The following is a 16,539-nucleotide window of genomic DNA, read 5'->3' as shown; positions in this document are numbered from 1 at the left end:
GCGCCGTCGGGCGTATGGACGACGCCCGCGCGCCGTGGGCGCGGGTGTGTCACTCACGTGTCGGGTGGGCGCCGTCTGGTTGACTGAACTCTCACGGGTGTCTTCTCGCGCCCGGTAGGAGGAAGAGACTCATGGCACCCCGCACGAAGCCGACCTCCGGCCGCGGTAGCAAGCCGGCCGGTCGCCCACCCGCTCGCCGGCCCGAACCGGAGCCGGAGGAGCCGTCGCTGCCCGTGCGGATGGTCAAGGGCACGTGGCTGGGCATCGCGCACCTGATCGGCGGCACGGCCCGCAGTATCGGAACAGGAGCACGCAACTTGGATCCCGCACATCGCCGGGACGGCCTCGCCTTCCTCATCCTCGCCCTCGCGATCGTCGTCGCGGTGCGGGAGTGGTTCGGGATCTCCGGGGCCGCCGGCGACGTGATCCACGCGGCCGTGGCGGGCGCCGTCGGCATCCTCGCGGTCATCGTTCCGGCGCTGCTCGTGTTCATGGCGGTCCGGCTTATGCGCCATCCCGACCGTGGGCACGTGAACGTGCGCATCACGATCGGACTGCTCGCGCTCACGACCGCGATCTGCGGTCTCATCGCCGTCGGCTCCGGCCTGCCCACGCCCACGGAATGGGACGCGGTCTTCGCCGCCGGAGGACTCCTCGGCCTGGCCGTGGCCAATCCGCTCTCGATGCTGCTGTCCACCTGGGTCGCGGTGCCCGTGCTCGTGCTGCTCGGGACCTTCGGGATTCTCGTGACCACCGCCACGCCCGTCGCGACGATCCCGCGCCGGCTGCGCCAGTTCGGCGACTGGGTCCAGGGCAGGGAGCCCGCCGGCGCCGCGGGGTCCGACCACTCCGGTGACCCGAGCGACCCGGGCGACCCGCACGCGCCCACACCGGCCACGCGTGACGGCGCGCCCGCAGCGAGAGGCAAGCGACGTCGTCCTCGATCGACGGGCGCGGCCCGAGCCGGCGACGAGGCGTTCGCCCACCCCCACGACGTGGCAGCCGAGGGCGAGGTGGCCGACCCGTCCGGAGACCCGTCCCACCCGGACGACGTGTTCGACGTCTACGAGGAACACGACCATGCGACCGGCGCGACCGGTGCGACCGGCGGGGCCGGGCACACGAAGGTCATGGACCCGGACGCGACCACGCTCCTCGGGGCGGACGGGTCCGAGGCGGTCGAGACCGAGAACCTGAGCGCCCCGCCGACCGAGCCGCTGCCGGCGCGGGCCGAGCAGCTCGAACTCGCCCCCGACCTCATCTACAACCTCCCCACCGACGAGATGCTCGTGAGCGGGCCCCCGCACAAGCTGCGCTCGGCGGCGAACGACCGCGTGGTCGAGGCGCTCACCACCGTGTTCACGGAGTTCTCGGTCGACGCCGAGGTCACCGGCTTCACCCGCGGCCCCACGGTCACCCGCTACGAGGTCGAGCTCGGCCCCGGGGTCAAGGTCGAGCGGATCACCGCCCTGACCAAGAACATCGCCTACGCCGTGGCGAGCGCCGACGTGCGCATCCTCTCGCCCATCCCCGGCAAGAAGGCGATCGGGATCGAGATCCCCAACACCGACCGCGAGACCGTCGTGCTCGGTGACGTGCTGCGCTCCTCGGTCGCGCGCCGGAACGAGCACCCGCTCGTGGTCGGCGTGGGCAAGGACGTCGAGGGCGGCTACGTCGTGGCGAACCTGTCGAAGATGCCGCACCTGCTCGTGGCCGGGGCGACCGGCTCGGGCAAGTCGAGCTTCGTCAACTCGATGATCACCTCGATCCTCATGCGCACGACCCCGGAGGAGGTGCGGATGGTGCTCGTCGACCCCAAGCGGGTGGAACTGACGATCTACGAGGGCATCCCGCACCTGATCACGCCGATCATCACGAACCCGAAGAAGGCGGCCGAGGCGCTCGAATGGGTCGTGCGCGAGATGGACCTGCGCTACGACGACCTGGCCGCGTACGGCTACAAGCACATCGACGACTTCAACGCCGGCGTGCGTTCGGGCAAGGTCCAGCCGCTGCCCGGCAGCGAGCGCAAGATCGCCCCGTATCCGTACCTGCTCGTGATCGTCGACGAGCTCGCCGACCTCATGATGGTCGCCCCGCGCGACGTCGAGGCCTCGATCCAGCGGATCACCCAGCTCGCGCGGGCCGCCGGGATCCACCTCGTGCTCGCGACCCAGCGCCCGTCCGTGGACGTCGTGACCGGGCTCATCAAGGCGAACGTGCCCTCCCGGCTCGCGTTCGCCACGAGCTCGCTCGCGGACTCCCGGGTCGTGCTCGACCAGCCCGGCGCCGAGAAGCTCATCGGCCAGGGCGACGCGCTGTTCCTGCCCATGGGCGCCTCGAAGCCGATGCGGGTCCAGGGCGCCTGGGTCGGGGAGTCGGAGATCCACGGCGTGGTCGAGCACGTCAAGTCCCAGCTTCAGCCGGTCTACCGCGACGACGTCGTGCCCACCGCCGCGAAGAAGCAGATCGACGAGGACATCGGCGACGACCTCGACGTGCTGCTGCAGGCGGCCGAGCTCGTGGTCACCTCCCAGTTCGGTTCCACCTCGATGCTGCAGCGCAAGCTGCGGGTCGGCTTCGCCAAGGCCGGCCGGCTCATGGACCTGCTCGAGTCCCGCGAGATCGTCGGCCCCTCCGAGGGCTCGAAGGCCCGCGACGTGCTCGTGACCCCCGAGGACCTGCCCGGCGTGCTCGCACTCTTGCGGGGGGAGACCCCGCCTGGCGATGGTGCCCGGGATGCCCACGACCCGGACAGCGGCGGCGACGCCTACGGCGACGACGATTGGGAGGACGAGGAGGGCGCCGAGTCCGAGGACGCCTGGGAGTTGACGGGCCGCTGAGGGCCCGCGGGTCCGAGCACCCGCGCTCAGCGCGTCGGCGGGCTATCGTCGAGGCCGTGCGCCGCATCCTCCCGAGCCTGGCCGCCCTCGCGGCGGCCGCCACGCTGTGCGCCGTGTTCACCGGGTGCGGCGGCGCGGGCGGGACCGCCTGCACGGAGATCGGGGCGCGCGCCGGAGTCCACCCCGACTGCGCCCGCCCGACCGACCTCAGCCGGCGCGCGGCACGACGACGGGCGGCTCGCCGGTCGGCTCGGGCGGCGTGGTGAGCAGCGGGAAGTCCGCGCCGGCGGAGTTCTCCATGATCGACTCCACCCGGGCCATCCGGTCCTCGAGGGTCGCGCGGGAGAGGGTGAGTGCTGCGGGGGGCTCGCCCTCGAGGAGTCCGGGCAGGGGATAGGCCCGCTGGTTCCCGAGCCGGTCGACGGTCATCGGCGTCCACTCCATGCCGGTGACCCGCGCCGGGCCGTCCGCGGGCTTGGTCACGGTCGCCGTCATGAACAGCCCCGTAGCGGTCTCGGGGATGCAGCAGTTCGAATCCTGATTCGAGATGAAGTTCCCCAGGGAATAGGCGACCCACATCCCGTCGCCGCCGGGGCCTCCCGGGAGCTTGGCCATCGGCTGGGGCACGTGCGGGTGGTTCCCGATGATCAGGTCGATCGCGCCGGAGGCGGCGAGCTTCTCGGCGAGCGCCTCCTGCTCGGGGTTCTGCCGGAGCTGATACTCCAGGCCCCAGTGGAGGCTCGCCACGACGAGGTCGGCGCCGTTCTCGCGGGCCGTCTCGGCCTGGGCGATCAACTGGTCGGCGTCGAGGAGGGTGACGAGCCAGGGCTGGTCGGGTGGGATCGGCAGCCCGTTCGTGCCGTAGGTCGCCGCGATCTGCGCGACCCGGATCTGCTGGCCGGCCCGCTCCAGGTCGTAGTACTGGGGGGTGGCCGCCTCCTGGGCCGAGCGGGCGCTGCCCGCGTGCCCGAGGCCCTCGGAGTCGAACACGTCGAGGGTGTACATCGCGTTGTCCGCGCCGCGGTCGATCGTGTGATTGGTGGCGGTGGCGCAGCCGTCCCAACCGAGGCCGGCCAGATTCGCGACGATCTGCATCGGCGCGCCGAACAGCGGGTAGCCGCTCGGGCGCTCCCCGGGCATCGACAGCGGCACCTCCATGTTGCACAGCGCCAGGTCGACCCCCTCGCTCCACTCGCGGGTCGCCTCAAGCATCGGCGTGAAGTCGTAGTCGTCGCCGCCGGTGTGCGCAACCCGGATCGGCGTGTCGTGCGGGAGCACGTCGCCGACCGCGCCGATCGTGAACACGGCATCCGGCGCGGGCGTGGGGCTCGGGGTCTCGGTCGGGGACGACGCCCCCTCGCTCGGCGCGTCGGTGGGGGACGCCCCCTCACTCGGCGCCGCACCGGTGAGGCCGCCGGGACCGTCGGCGTCGTTCCAGGGCTGCCAGGTCGCCGTCGCGGTGACGAGGGCGACGAGGATCGCCAGGCACGTGAGCAACAGCCATCGGGCGGGACGGCGAGTGGTCGGCGGCGTGGAGTGTGCGGGCACCCGCACAGTGTAGGCGGCGGCCCCGGCTCGAGGCTCGCGGGGTGGGCGGGGCCATCGCCCCGCGCGACCGATAGGCTGGTGAGGTGAGGACAACGAATGACGACGCCGCCCCGCGGGTGAGCTTTGTGTGGAACCTGCCCAATATCCTCACGCTCGCGCGCGTCGCGCTCGTGCCGGTCTTCATCGTGCTGCTCGTGCAGCAGACCATGGCCGCGCGGCTGTGGGCGTTCGGGGTGTTCGTGCTCGCCTCGCTCACCGATCGCTATGACGGCCACCTCGCCCGCAAGTACAACAAGGTGACGGCGTTCGGCACCCTCGCCGACACGATCGCCGACAAGTTCCTCACCGGGGCCGCGTTCATCCTGCTCTCCTGGCTCGATGCGATCCCATGGTGGGTGACGATCGTCATCCTCGTGCGCGAGGTCGGAATCACGCTGCTCAAGCTGCTCATGGTCTCCCACGAGGTGATCTCCGCCAGCGCCGGCGGCCGTCTCAAGATGGTGCTGCAGATCGCCGGGATCTGCGTGCTGCTCGTTCCCTGGGCGGACCTCGTCGGGGCACGGATCGGCGACTGGATCGTGCTGCTCGGCCAGATCGTCATCTATCTCGCGCTCGTGCTCACGGTGCTCACCGGCATCGACTACCTGGTCAAGGCTCGGCGAACGACCCGTGGCATCCGCGACTGACATCGCCTCGGCCCGGCTGGTCCACCTCGCCCGCGAGCGGGGGGTGAGCCTCGCGGTGGCCGAGTCCCTCACCGGCGGGGCCGTCACGGCCGCCCTCGTGTCCCAGCCGGGCGCCTCGCGCGTGCTGCTCGGGGGAATCGTCTCCTACACGAACGAGATGAAGATCGCCCTGCTCGGGGTGCCGGCCCGCCTGCTCGCCGACCACGGCAGTGTCGACTCCCGGGTCGCGCTCGCGATGGCGGCCGGGGCACGCCGGGTCACCGGGGCCGACGTCGGTCTCGCGACGACCGGGGTGGCCGGGCCGGGAGCGCACGACGGCAAGCCCGTGGGCACCGTCTACGTGGCCGTGTGCGACGACACGGGTGAGCGGCTCGAGGGGTTCTCGTTCAGCGGCGACCGCGATCAGATCAGGGAGCAGGCGAGCCTCGCCGCGCTCGACCTCGCGCTCGAGCACCTTGCCGGCTGAGGGCCGGCCGAGGGCCGGCCGCGGGCGGCCGAGGGCGGACTGAACGCCGGGAGCGGGCACAGGGAGCCGGGAACAAACGACTCCGGCGGCGTGTTGTGCCGGGTGATGAACTCGAATGACCTGACGACCAGCCCGCAGCGCCCGGCCCGACACTCTCCCGCCCATGCCCGGCGGTCGCCCGCCCGGATCCTCGGCAGGCGGGACGGTCTCACCTCCGCAACGATCCGCCCGACAGATGCACCGGCCGTCGGTGGTGCACGGTACGGTAGTACCAAGCAGTCACTCACCCGGAAGGAGGAACCCACCATGATCGTGCTTCGCCACCAGATCGGCGACGTTCTCCGTGGTGTCCGCCAGCGTCAAGGGCGCACACTACGCGAGGTCTCCTCCTCGGCTCAGGTCTCACTGGGATATCTTTCGGAAGTGGAACGCGGCCAGAAGGAGGCCTCCTCCGAACTGTTGTACTCGATCAGCTCGGCGCTGGACATCCCGCTCTCGCTCGTGCTCCGAGAGGTGTCCGACCGGGTCGCCCTCATCGAGGGCATCGCGATCCCGGACACGATCCCCGCGGACCTGACCGAACGCGACGAACTCGCCGCCGTCTAGAACCGGCAGCATCGAACAGCACCTCGGCCCGCCGGCCCAGCCGGCGGGCCCGCGTGTGTCACGAGCACGCCGGCGGGCCGGGGTGTGCTGAGCCGGCCGGCCGGAGGCTTTGGGTGAGCCGGGTGAGCTGGGTGGGCCGGTGGCGCCGTGGTCGGGTCGGGGGACCCGGGTCGCGCGTGCCGGCAGTCAGTCCGGCAGTCAGTCCGGCTGGCAGGCGGGGCAGTAGTAGCCGGGCCGGTCCGGCAGCGCGCGAGCGGCCTCGGCGGCGACGGTCGACGGCCGGACCCCGGCCACCGCGATCGGTGCGCCGCACCGCCGGCACGGGCGCCCGGCCCGGCCGTGCACATGGGTCGTCTCCCCGGGCCGCGTGCTCCCGGTCGCGGTGAGGGCCGGCGCATCGGCGCTGCGGCGCATGAGGGCCGCCGCCGTCGCATAGAGGCGGTCGAGCCCGGGCACGGCCGAGACCGGACGCCACGGGTTGATCCGGCACACCCACAACGACTCGGCCAGGTAGATCGTGCCGATCCCGGCCGCGACGCGCTGGTCGAGCAGCACCTCCCCGATCGGGCGGTCACCCTCCCGGCGCGCCCGCCGAGCGACGTCGGCGAGGTCGACGCGTGGGTCGAGCAGGTCCGGGCCGAGGTGCCCGAGCAGGGCTCCCTCGCCGGCGGTGGGCACGAGGTCGCACATCCCGAGCAGCGTGCCGATGCAGGTCCAGCGCACATTCGCCAGGACCACCCGGATGTCGGGGTTCCCGAGGCGCTGGGGCGGGTCGGCGGTGTGGCGCACGTGCCAGCTGCCGTCCATGCGCAGGTGAGTGTGGAGCGTGCGGCCGTCGTCGAGCCGGAGGAGCAGGTGCTTGCCGTAGCTCACGCATTCGGTCACGCCCGCCCCGGCGAGATCCATCGCGCCCAGGGTGGGCCAGCGCAGCTCCCCGCGAACGAGCACCCGGCCGGCCAGCGCCTCCTCCAGCCGGCGCGCGACCCGCCGCAGCACGTCCCCCTCAGGCATCGACGCACCCGCCCGCCGACTCCAGTCCCGATCCAGGCCCCGATCCCGCGCCCGGGCCGCTCGCGGCCGTCGTCTCGGCCGCGGGGGACACCGATTCCGGCCTGCTCATGCGGCTCCCCGCAGCCGCAGCCCGCGCGGATGCGGCACGAACCCGGCGCCCCGGAGCGCGGCGGTGGCGGCCGCGCCGGTCAGGGCGGCCGCGCCGTCGATCGTGGTGAGGGTGATCCGGCCCAGCCGGCCCGCGCGGATCGCCTCGGCGAGCGCGTCGGCGGCGATCGCCAGTACACCCGGCTCCGTGGTGAACGTCAGCAGGGAGCGGCCGCCGCGCTCGAGGTAGAACACGAGCCGGCCGGCCACGAGGGCGACGCACGCGCCGATCTTCCGGCCCGGACGGTGGCCGCCCGGGCCGCATGCCTCGGGCCAGGCGAGCGCGGCGCCGTAGGCCTGCGCCGGGTCCGTGGCGGCGAGCACGAGCCCGGACGGCGGGCCGGGCGCCGGGGCGGCGGCGGCGCGGAGGCGTTCGACCGCCTCGGGCAGCGCGAACTGCGCGGCGCCGAGACCCTCGACGAAGTATCCACGCCGCACCTGCCCCGACTCCTCCGCGCGGGCGAGCACCCGGTAGACCGACCCGAAACCGCCGGGCAGTCCCTCGGGCACCGAGCCGCGCAGCACCACCCCGTCCCGGTCCACCAGCGCGAGCGAGCGGCCGAGGATCCGGGCGGTGGCTTCACCCGCGCCCGGAACGAGCGACCAGCGTCCGCTCAGGTGCGGCGCGGTGGTCGACGGGGCGTCGATCCGCCGGCGGGCCCGCATAGATCGCAGCCCGGAGCGGGCCCGCGGCGCCCGGGTGGCCCGGGTGGCACGGGTGGCCGGAGCGGCCAGGGTGGCCGGATGGGCGGACCCGCCGAGGCGGGCGCGCAGCGGCGCGAGGGAGTCGTTGCTCAGGAAGCCGGCCCACGCGAGTTCCCAGATCGCCTCCGCGAACTCGGCCGGGGTCGGCGGGGGGAGCGGCGGCGCCGTCGTGCCCGCCCGTGCCGCGACCTCGGGCGCCAGTTCGCGGGCGAATCGGCCGACTCCGGCCGGCCCGGCGGCGAAGATCTCGATAATCCACCGGGCCGGCTGCGAGAGCTCGGTGATCTCGACCCGCCGATCGGGTGCGAGATCGGCCACCGCGTCGGCCGGGACGAGCGCGACCCAGCCGTCCAGGCCCGTGGCACTCGCCCCGGCCCCGATCCAGACGACCTCCCCGCTCGTGGTCAGCTCGTCGAGGTCCTCGGGCCGGTAGTCGACCACCCGTGCCGGGAGCACGAGGGACTCGAGCGCGCTCGCCGCCACCGGGGTGCCGGCGAGGGTCTCGACCGCGGCCGCCACGCCGTCGACGCCCCGCAACCGGCCGACCTCGTGCCAGCCCGGGAGGAAACCCGCGAACACCTCCGGCGGCACGGGCTCGACGTCGGCCCGCAGCGCCGCGAGGGAGCGCCGGCGGATCCGGCGAAGCACGTCGACGTCGCAGTAGTCCGGGCCGGGCATCCGGGCGCCGGCGGCCTCGGGCGGACGCAGGTCGCCGCTCGTGAGGGCGCCGGCGGCCACGAGGGCCGCCAGCGCCGCCATGACCGCGCCGAGCCCGATCCCGTACGCCGCGGCCACCTCGCCCCCGCGGAACGGGCCGTGGGTGCGAGCGAACCGGCGCACCAGCTCGAGCAGCGCCTCGGGATTCGCCCGCGTGAACGGCTCGGGCACCCCCGGCGGGAGGGCGACGCCGAGCCCGTCACGCAACCGGGCGGCGTCCTCGATCACCGCCCACGCCTCCCGGCCGGCGACGCGCACCCGCAGGACGCGCCGCGACCGCTCGAGGTCGTCCAGCCAGGCGGGCACGCCCGCGGGCTCCGCGGCCCGCTGCGCCAGGCCGTCCCCGCTCAGCGGCCCGGCGAGCCGGAGCACGTCGACGAGCTGCTCGGCGGAGGTGATCCGCCACGCCTCGGTGCGCAGCCCCACCTCCGCCTCGACCGAGGCGATCGCCTCCGGATCGAGCAGGTCGGCCAGGCCGCCGGGGCCGCCGAACCCGTCACCGAGCAGGTCGGAGAGCAGGCCCGGGTCGAGGGTGAGGGCGGCCGCGCGACGCTCGGCGAGCGGGGCGTCGCCGTCGTAGACGAACTGGGCCACGTACCCGAACAGCAGCGACTTCGCGAACGGTGAGGGCGCGGCGGTCTCGACCTCGACGACCCGGACCCGGCGCTGCCGCACCGCCGTCATGAGCTCGACGAGCGCGGCGACGTCGAAGTCGTCGCTCAGGCACTCCCGGACCGCCTCGAGCATGACCGGGAACTGCGGGTATCCGGCCGCCACGGCCAGCAGCTGGGCCGCGCGCTGCCGCTGCTGCCACAGGGGCCGGCGCCGATCCGGACGCCGCCGCGGCAACAGCAGGGAGCGGGCGGCGGCCTCGCGGAACCGGGCCGCGAAATGGGCCGACCCGCCGAGCGCGTCGACCACGAGCGAGCGGACCTCCTCCGGTTCGAGCAGCAACTCCTCCAGCTCGACCCGTGCCCCGCCTCCCGGTCTACCTGGGCCGCCCGGGCCACTGAGGCCGCCCGAGTCATCCGCGCCCACATCGGCGCCGGTCGGGAGTGCGAGCGGGTCGAACGGGTCGATCGCCTCCTCGGTGTCCGGCAGCCGCAGCACGATCCCGTCGTCGGTGTGCATCGCCGCCACGTCCCCGAACCGCTCGCGCAGCCGGGCCGCGAGCACGATCGCCCACGGCGCGTGAACCTGAGCGCCCCAGGGGGAGTGGATGACGATCCGCCAATCGCCCAGCTCGTCGCGGAACCGCTCCACCACGAGCACCTCGTGGGTGGCCAGCCTCGTCGCGCTCGCCCGCTGCTCGCGCAGGTAGGCGAGCAGGTTCGCACTCGCCCACTCGTCCAGCCCCCAGCCGGCGATCGCGGCGGGATCGAAGTCGGCCTCCTCCAGCTCCGCCAGCCGCTCGCCGAGGGCCCGGCCCAGCTCCGCGGGGCGGGACGGGGAGTCGCCGCGCCAGAACGGCAGCCGGCCCGGCAGCCCGGGGGCGGGGGAGACGAGCACGCGGTCCGGGGTGATCTCCTCGATCCGCCACGTCGAGGACCCGAGGGTGAACGTGTCGCCGGCGCGCGATTCGTAGACCATCTCCTCGTCGAGTTCACCCACCCGCTTGCCGCCCCGGGCCGCGGCGCCGCCCTCGCCGGCGACGTAGACCCCGTAGAGCCCCCGGTCCGGGATCGTCCCGCCGCTCGTGGTGGCGAGCCGCTGCGCGCCCGGCCGGCCGGTGAGCGTATCGCTCACCCGGTCCCATACGACGCGAGGTCGCAGTTCGGCGAACTCCTCGCTCGGGTACCTGCCCGAGAGCATGTCCACGACGGCGACGAGGGTCGCCTCGGTCAGGGTGTGGAACGGGTCGGCCCGGCGCGCGAGCTCGGCCAGCTCGGACATCGTCACGGGGTCGAGGGCGGTGATCGCGACGATGTGCTGGGCGAGCACGTCGAGCGGGTTGCTCAGCACGTGACTGCGTTCGATCAGGCCGGCGCGGGCACGCAGGCAGGTCGTGGCGGCGGCGAGCAGTTCGCCGCGGTGGGTCGGGATGACGACCCCGCGGGAGGCCTCGCCCACCCGGTGCCCGGCCCGACCGATCCGCTGGAGCGTGCTCGCCACGCTCGGGGGCGCCCCGACCTGCACCACGAGGTCGACGCTGCCCATGTCGATCCCGAGCTCGAGGGAACTCGTGGCCACGACCGCGGGCAGGGTGCCCTGCTTCAGGGCGGTCTCGATCGCGGTCCGTTCGGCGCGGCTCATCGACCCGTGGTGGGCGCGGGCCAGCACGCGGGCCGCGGGGACCGGGAGAGCCGTGCCCGCCTGGCCGGGGAGCTGGGCCGCCCAGGTCGAGCCCGTCGAGCCCGCTGAGCCCGTCGAGCCCGCTGAGCCCGTCGAGCCCGCCGCGCCCGCGTCGACGTCGCCCACGCCCGCCCGCGCGGCCGCCTCCTCGTTGATGCGGGCCGTGAGACGTTCGGCGCCGCGCCGGGAGTTCGCGAACACGATCGTGGACCGGTGTGCGGTGATGAGGTCGACGAGCCGGGAGGTGACATGCGGCCAGATCGACCCGGGTTCGCGCCGGGCGCCGGCCGCGTCACCACTCAGGTCGGCGCCCGGGCCCGAGTCTTGGCCGATCGCCGGGCCGATCGCCGGGCCGATCGCCCGGCCGGTCGGTGGCCCGGTCGTCGGCGCGGCGGCGAGGTCGGTCAGGTCGGGGACCGGAACGGCGATGTCGATCTCCACCTGCGGCCCCTGACCGGGCGCGATCACGCGGACGTCCCGGCCGCCGTCGGCCCGGTCGCGGTGGCCGGCGAGGAAGGCGGCCACGTCGCCCGGCGGGCGCACCGTGGCCGACAGCCCGATCCGCTGCGCCGGCCGCTCGAGCAGGAGGTCGAGCCGCTCGAGGGAGAGGGCCAGGTGGGCGCCCCGCTTCGTGCCGGCGAGCACGTGGATCTCGTCGACGATGACGGTGCGCACCCCGCGCAGCCCCGCCCGCGCCCCGGAGGTGAGCATGAGGAACAGGGACTCCGGCGTGGTGATGAGGATGTCCGGCGGCCGCGTGGCCATCGAGCGCCGTTCGGAGGCGGGGGTGTCGCCGGTGCGGACCCCGACGCGGAGGTCTCCCGCCGCGCCGGTCGCGGGGCCGAGGGCGCGCATCCCCGCCAGCGGCGCCCGGAGGTTGCGCTCGATGTCCGCCGCGAGCGCCTTGAGCGGCGAGACGTACAGCACGCGGCATCGCAGCGCCGGCTCGGGCGCCGGCTCCGTGGCGAGCCGGTCGAGCGCCCAGAAGAATGCCGCGAGGGTCTTGCCCGAGCCCGTCGGGGCGACGACGAGCGCGTGATCGCCCGAGGAGACGGCCTCCCACGTGCCCGCCTGGGCCGGGGTCGGCTCGGGGAACGCACCGGTGAACCAGGCACGGGCGACCGGGCTGAACCCGGCCAGCGCATCCGAGGAGTTCACGCACCTATTGTGCCGACCGGCTCCGACATTCGCACCGGGTCGTCCCTCGCGCCCCTCGTGTGCCTCGCGCCACCGCCCGCCCGCGCACGTCGACGCGCGCCCGCGCGCACGACCGCGCGCCCAGTCATGATCGAACCTGACGGGGCGTGTGACATCGTGAGCACAAGGCGTTAACATCAGATGTCTGCGGGTGGGGTGCCGTCGTGGCGACCCGCTGCTCGACTCACGATGGAGTGCACATGAATCACTGCGACAGGCCCGCACCGATGCGATCGGCCCACCAGGGACGCCCGCGACGTCGGGGTCGCGGCGGGACATTCGTCGCTGCGACCGGAGCCCTCGGCCTCCTCGCCGCGATGACGAGCTTCGCGGCCATCGGACCGGCGAGCGCGGCCCCGACCGACGACCTGAACATCGGCTTCGCCGGTTCGCTCGTCGACACGACGGGCTACACGACCCAGGGCGAGGAACGGATGCGCGGCGTCGTCCACCGGATCGACGGCGCGGAGGAGCAGCTCGCGACCGGGGGAGTCCGGCTCGACGGCGGCGCCCAGGGCATCGCGTTCGAGGCCGCCGACTTCACGCTGACCGGCGGCGCGGGCAACGCCGGCACGACCGGCTTCGTGGCCGAGGTCGAGTTCACGCCCGCCGGCTGGGGCGACATGTCCACCGTGCTCTCCGCGGGCGGAAACCTGTTCGTGCGCTCGGAGAACGGCCGGCTCGCCTACGGCTTCGACTCGCAGAACCCCGGCGGCGGTTGGTCCAAGCACCGCAACCAGGCGGACCTGCCCGCCATCGGGGCGGAGCACGCCCTCTCCGTGCGCTACGAGGCCGACGGTGCCGGCGCGGCCACCCTCGAGGTCTGGCTCGACGGTGAGCCGCTGCCGACGGTCACCGCGGACGGCCAGGCGGCCGTCAACGCCGCCCTCGTCGACACCTTCGGGTTCGGCAACGAGGTCCACCCCGCCGGCGGCGACCGCGGCATCGCCGGAACCCTGTCGCGGGTGCGGGTCGTCGGCGACTCGGGTGCCGACGAGCCGTTCGAGTTCCAGCCCACCCCCCTCGCCACGGACCTGCTCGACCTCGGCTTCGACGGGACCCTCGCCGGTGCCGAGTACGAGCCCGCGGCGGGCGACGTGCTCGACGGCGCCCTCGCCGTGCGCTCGGGAACCCAGATCTCCGGCGGCGCACTGGTCACCTCCGCGCCGACCCACGGCGCCGACTTCACCGCGACCGAGGACCCGTTCGGGGTCACCGCGCTCGACGCCGGCTTCGTGACCGAGATCGAGTTCACGCCGAACGGGGAGCAGGCCGAGCTCGGCACGGTGCTCGCCGTCGGCGGCAACTTCTTCGCACGCTTCCAGAACGGCCGGTTCCGTTACGGCTTCTCCTCGAACGCGAGCGGCTCCTGGCAGGACTACGTGCAGGACGTGCCCGCCCCGGCCGCGGGCGAAAGCCACGTGCTCTCCCTCGCCTACGACACGGATGCGGACGGCGTCACGCTCGTCGCCTGGCTCGACGGCGACGAACTTCCGCAGGTGAGCGCGCCTGCGCCGTCCACACGCAGTAGCGCCGCCGAGGCGACGCTCGCCGTCGGCAACGAATTCGCCGGACAGGCTCCGGAGCGTGCCTTCGCCGGCGAGATCGAGCGCGTGCGATTCGCGCTGCTCACCGGCCCGTTCGAGGGCCGCGCGTTCACCTACCAGCGGCTCGACGCGACCGTGTGCGACCCGATCGACGACCTCGAACCCGGCAACTACATCTCGGTCGGCCCGAACGAATGTGCCGAGAACATCATCGGCAAGGCGAACCTCGTGCGCCCGACCGCCGAGCAGCTCGACTGGCAGGAACTCGGGCTCACCGCGTTCATCCACTTCGGCATCAACACGTTCTACAACCAGGAATGGGGCCACGGCACCGAGGACCCGGCCCGCTTCGACCCGACCGGTGAGCTCGACGTGGACCGGTGGGTCCAGACCCTGCGCGACACCGGGCATCGCCTCGCGATCCTCGTGGTCAAGCACCACGACGGCTTCCTCTCCTTCCCCTCGCGCTACAGCGACTACTCGGTGGCCTCGACCCCGTGGCAAAACGGAGAGGGCGACATCCTGCGCGACTTCGTGACCGCGGCCCACAAGTACGGAATGCAGGTCGGGGTCTACATGTCGCCGGCTGACTCGAATCAGGAGATCGAGGGCACCTTCGGCAACGGGTCGGCCACGACGGAGCGGACCATCCCGACCCTCGTCGAGGGCGACGACCGCGCCGGCGAGGACCTGCCCACCTTCACGTACGAGGCGACCGACTACGGCGAGTACTTCCTCAACACGCTCTACGAGGTGCTCACCCAGTACGGCCCCATCGACGAGGTGTGGTTCGACGGCGCCCAGGGCAACACCGCCAAGCACGAGACCTACGACTACCCGGCGTTCTACGACATGATCGGCGAGCTCCAGCCGGACGCCGTCGTGGCCGTCGGCGGCCGGGACGTGCGCTGGGTCGGGACCGAGGCCGGATGGGCGCGGAACGACGAATGGGCCGTCGTGCCCATCTCGAACCCGGCGGACGGCGGCAAGATCGGCCTCGTGGGAACGAGCGGCAACATGGATCAGGCGCTCGGATCACGCGCCCAGATCGAGGCGGCCGCGCGCGCCGGCGCCGACGCCCTGCACTGGTGGCCCACCGAGGCCGACATGAAGCTGACCCAGGGATGGTTCGCGCACCCGAACGACGCGCCGAAGAGCGGCCAGACCCTGCTCGCGCACTACCTGGAGACGACGGGCCGCAACTCGCTCATGCTCCTCAACACGCCGCCGACGACCACCGGCACCTTCGCACCCGCCTCCGAGGACGCCCTGGCGGACTTCGCGGCGGAGCGACGCCGCTCGTTCACCCTCGACCACGCCCTCGGCGTGCAGGCGAGCGCGGACGGCGAGGCGACGGCGGCGATCACCGACGGCAACTCCCGCAGCTCCTGGCTCAGCGGCGACGACACACCCGAGGTCACCCTCGACCTGGGCGCGCCGGAGCGGGCCGACTACGTCGGCCTGAGCGAGGACGCGCTCCGCGGCGGGCAGGTCGTCGAGGGCGTGCGCGTCGACGCCTGGATCGACGGCGCCTGGACCGAGGTCGGCAGCGCCGGGGTCGTCGGCGTGCAGCGGATCATCGACCTGGACGAGCCCGTGACCGCCCAGGAGTTCCGGATCACGATCACCCGGGCGCGCGGCCCGGTCGCCCTCGCCTCGATCAACCTGTGGGAGCGTCTCGACGCCGATCCGGGCAAGCTGACCGAGGTGCACCTCGACCCGAGCGCTCCGGTGGCCGGCGACGGTTCCGCCGAGCGGCCGTTCAACCACCTCGAGCAGTTCCGGCGCGCGGAGCTCGCCCCCGGTGCGAGTGTCGTGCTCCACGGTGGAACGGCGGAGGACGCCGACGTGCCCTTCTGGGGCTACGGCACCGATGACGCCCCGATCACCGTGACCGTGGCCGACGGGGACGAGGCGCCCTCCTTCGGGGATCGAACGGCCGCCGACGTCTTCGGCCCGCTCACCGCGCAGGGCTGGGTACTCGACCTCGAGACCGGCGGCGACGGATCGGACGGCGGGTCCGACGGTGGGTCGGATGGCTCCGACGGCGGCCCCGACGGAGGGTCGGATGGCTCGGATGGCTCGGGCGGCGGGTCTGACGGCGGGTCTGATGGTTCGGGCGGCGGGTCTGACGGCTCCGACGGCGGCTCCGACGGTTCCGACGGTTCGGACGGCTCCGATGGTGGATCCGATGGCTCGGACGGCTCCGATGGTTCGGATGCTGGTTCTGACGGCGGGTCGGACGGTTCCGATGCTTCGGACGGCAGTGCCGGTGGTGCCGACGGTTCTGACAGCGGTTCGGACGGGCCCGATGGCACCGATGGCTCCGACGCAGGCGCCGGCAGCGACCAGGACGCGGACGCCGAGGGATCTGGCCCCGGCTCGGGGTCGGGTGACGGTTCCGACGGTGCCGATGACGCAAACGTGGGCGCCTCCGGCGCCTCGGACGCGGGTGCGAACCCGGGCTCCGGGGGCACTCCCGCCGGGGGCCTGCCGAGCACGGGCGCTGCGCCGATCGGCCTGGTCGCCGGGGCCCTGGCTCTGCTGGTCGGGGCGGCGGCCCTGCTGACCCGGCGAGCCGCCCGTCGCTGACGGTGCGACCTGGGTGCGCTCGACACGACGTGGTCGGCTTGAGTGCACCCACGTCCGTCGTGGCCTGGAGCTGGGTGGTCTGGACACGACGTGGTCGGCTTGAGGTCACCCAGCTCCGTACGGGCTTGGAGCTGGGTCATCTGGACACGACCTGATCGGCTTGAGGCCACCCAGGTCGCCCC

8 protein-coding genes are annotated in these 16,539 nt (G+C 73.7%); 5 read left to right on the top strand and 3 right to left on the bottom strand.

Features of this window, described 5'->3' with window-relative positions:
* The first annotated feature begins 131 nt into the window (after positions 1-131).
* Positions 132-2,843, top strand: coding sequence for a DNA translocase FtsK 4TM domain-containing protein (locus GCG21_RS06020; protein WP_370517332.1), 2,712 nt, complete (start codon positions 132-134; stop codon positions 2,841-2,843).
* A 207-nt stretch (positions 2,844-3,050) separates the two neighbouring features.
* On the opposite strand, the gene GCG21_RS06015 is transcribed toward GCG21_RS06020, so the two are convergent.
* Complete coding sequence (locus GCG21_RS06015) at positions 3,051-4,391, bottom strand: CapA family protein (RefSeq protein WP_194164962.1); 1,341 nt, start codon at positions 4,389-4,391, stop codon at positions 3,051-3,053.
* A gap of 83 nt (positions 4,392-4,474) precedes the next feature.
* On the opposite strand from GCG21_RS06015, the gene pgsA reads away from it, so the two are divergent.
* From pgsA to GCG21_RS06000, 3 genes are all read left to right on the top strand, one after another.
* Positions 4,475-5,077 carry a CDP-diacylglycerol--glycerol-3-phosphate 3-phosphatidyltransferase gene (gene pgsA, locus GCG21_RS06010; protein ID WP_370517331.1) on the top strand — a complete coding sequence of 201 codons (603 nt, stop codon included), beginning with the start codon at positions 4,475-4,477 and terminating at the stop codon, positions 5,075-5,077.
* Complete coding sequence (locus GCG21_RS06005) at positions 5,061-5,543, top strand: CinA family protein (RefSeq protein ID WP_153878334.1); 483 nt, start codon at positions 5,061-5,063, stop codon at positions 5,541-5,543. Before pgsA ends, GCG21_RS06005 begins: the two co-directional genes overlap by 17 nt.
* A 306-nt stretch (positions 5,544-5,849) precedes the next feature.
* The gene (locus GCG21_RS06000) at positions 5,850-6,149 is read left to right on the top strand and encodes a helix-turn-helix domain-containing protein (protein ID WP_152818357.1); all 300 of its coding nucleotides are present in this window, start codon (positions 5,850-5,852) and stop codon (positions 6,147-6,149) included.
* A 198-nt stretch (positions 6,150-6,347) separates the two neighbouring features.
* On the opposite strand, the gene GCG21_RS05995 is transcribed toward GCG21_RS06000, so the two are convergent.
* On the bottom strand, positions 6,348-7,160 hold the full coding sequence (locus GCG21_RS05995) for an Fpg/Nei family DNA glycosylase (protein WP_152818356.1): 813 nt from the start codon (positions 7,158-7,160) through the stop codon (positions 6,348-6,350).
* 105 nt (positions 7,161-7,265) lie between these two features.
* Complete coding sequence (locus GCG21_RS05990; RefSeq protein WP_370517330.1) at positions 7,266-12,179, bottom strand: DEAD/DEAH box helicase; 4,914 nt, start codon at positions 12,177-12,179, stop codon at positions 7,266-7,268.
* Positions 12,180-12,535: 356 nt separating this feature from the next.
* On the opposite strand from GCG21_RS05990, the gene GCG21_RS05985 reads away from it, so the two are divergent.
* Positions 12,536-16,357, top strand: a complete 3,822-nt coding sequence (locus GCG21_RS05985; RefSeq protein ID WP_152818354.1) for an alpha-L-fucosidase — start codon at positions 12,536-12,538, stop codon at positions 16,355-16,357.
* The last annotated feature ends 182 nt before the right edge of the window (positions 16,358-16,539 follow it).

It is taken from the genome of Pseudactinotalea sp. HY160 (assembly GCF_009372055.1).
Taxonomy (GTDB): domain Bacteria; phylum Actinomycetota; class Actinomycetes; order Actinomycetales; family Beutenbergiaceae; genus HY158.
The sequence above is the reverse complement of the archived record's forward strand: the minus strand, read 5'-3'. Positions and strand labels throughout refer to the sequence as shown.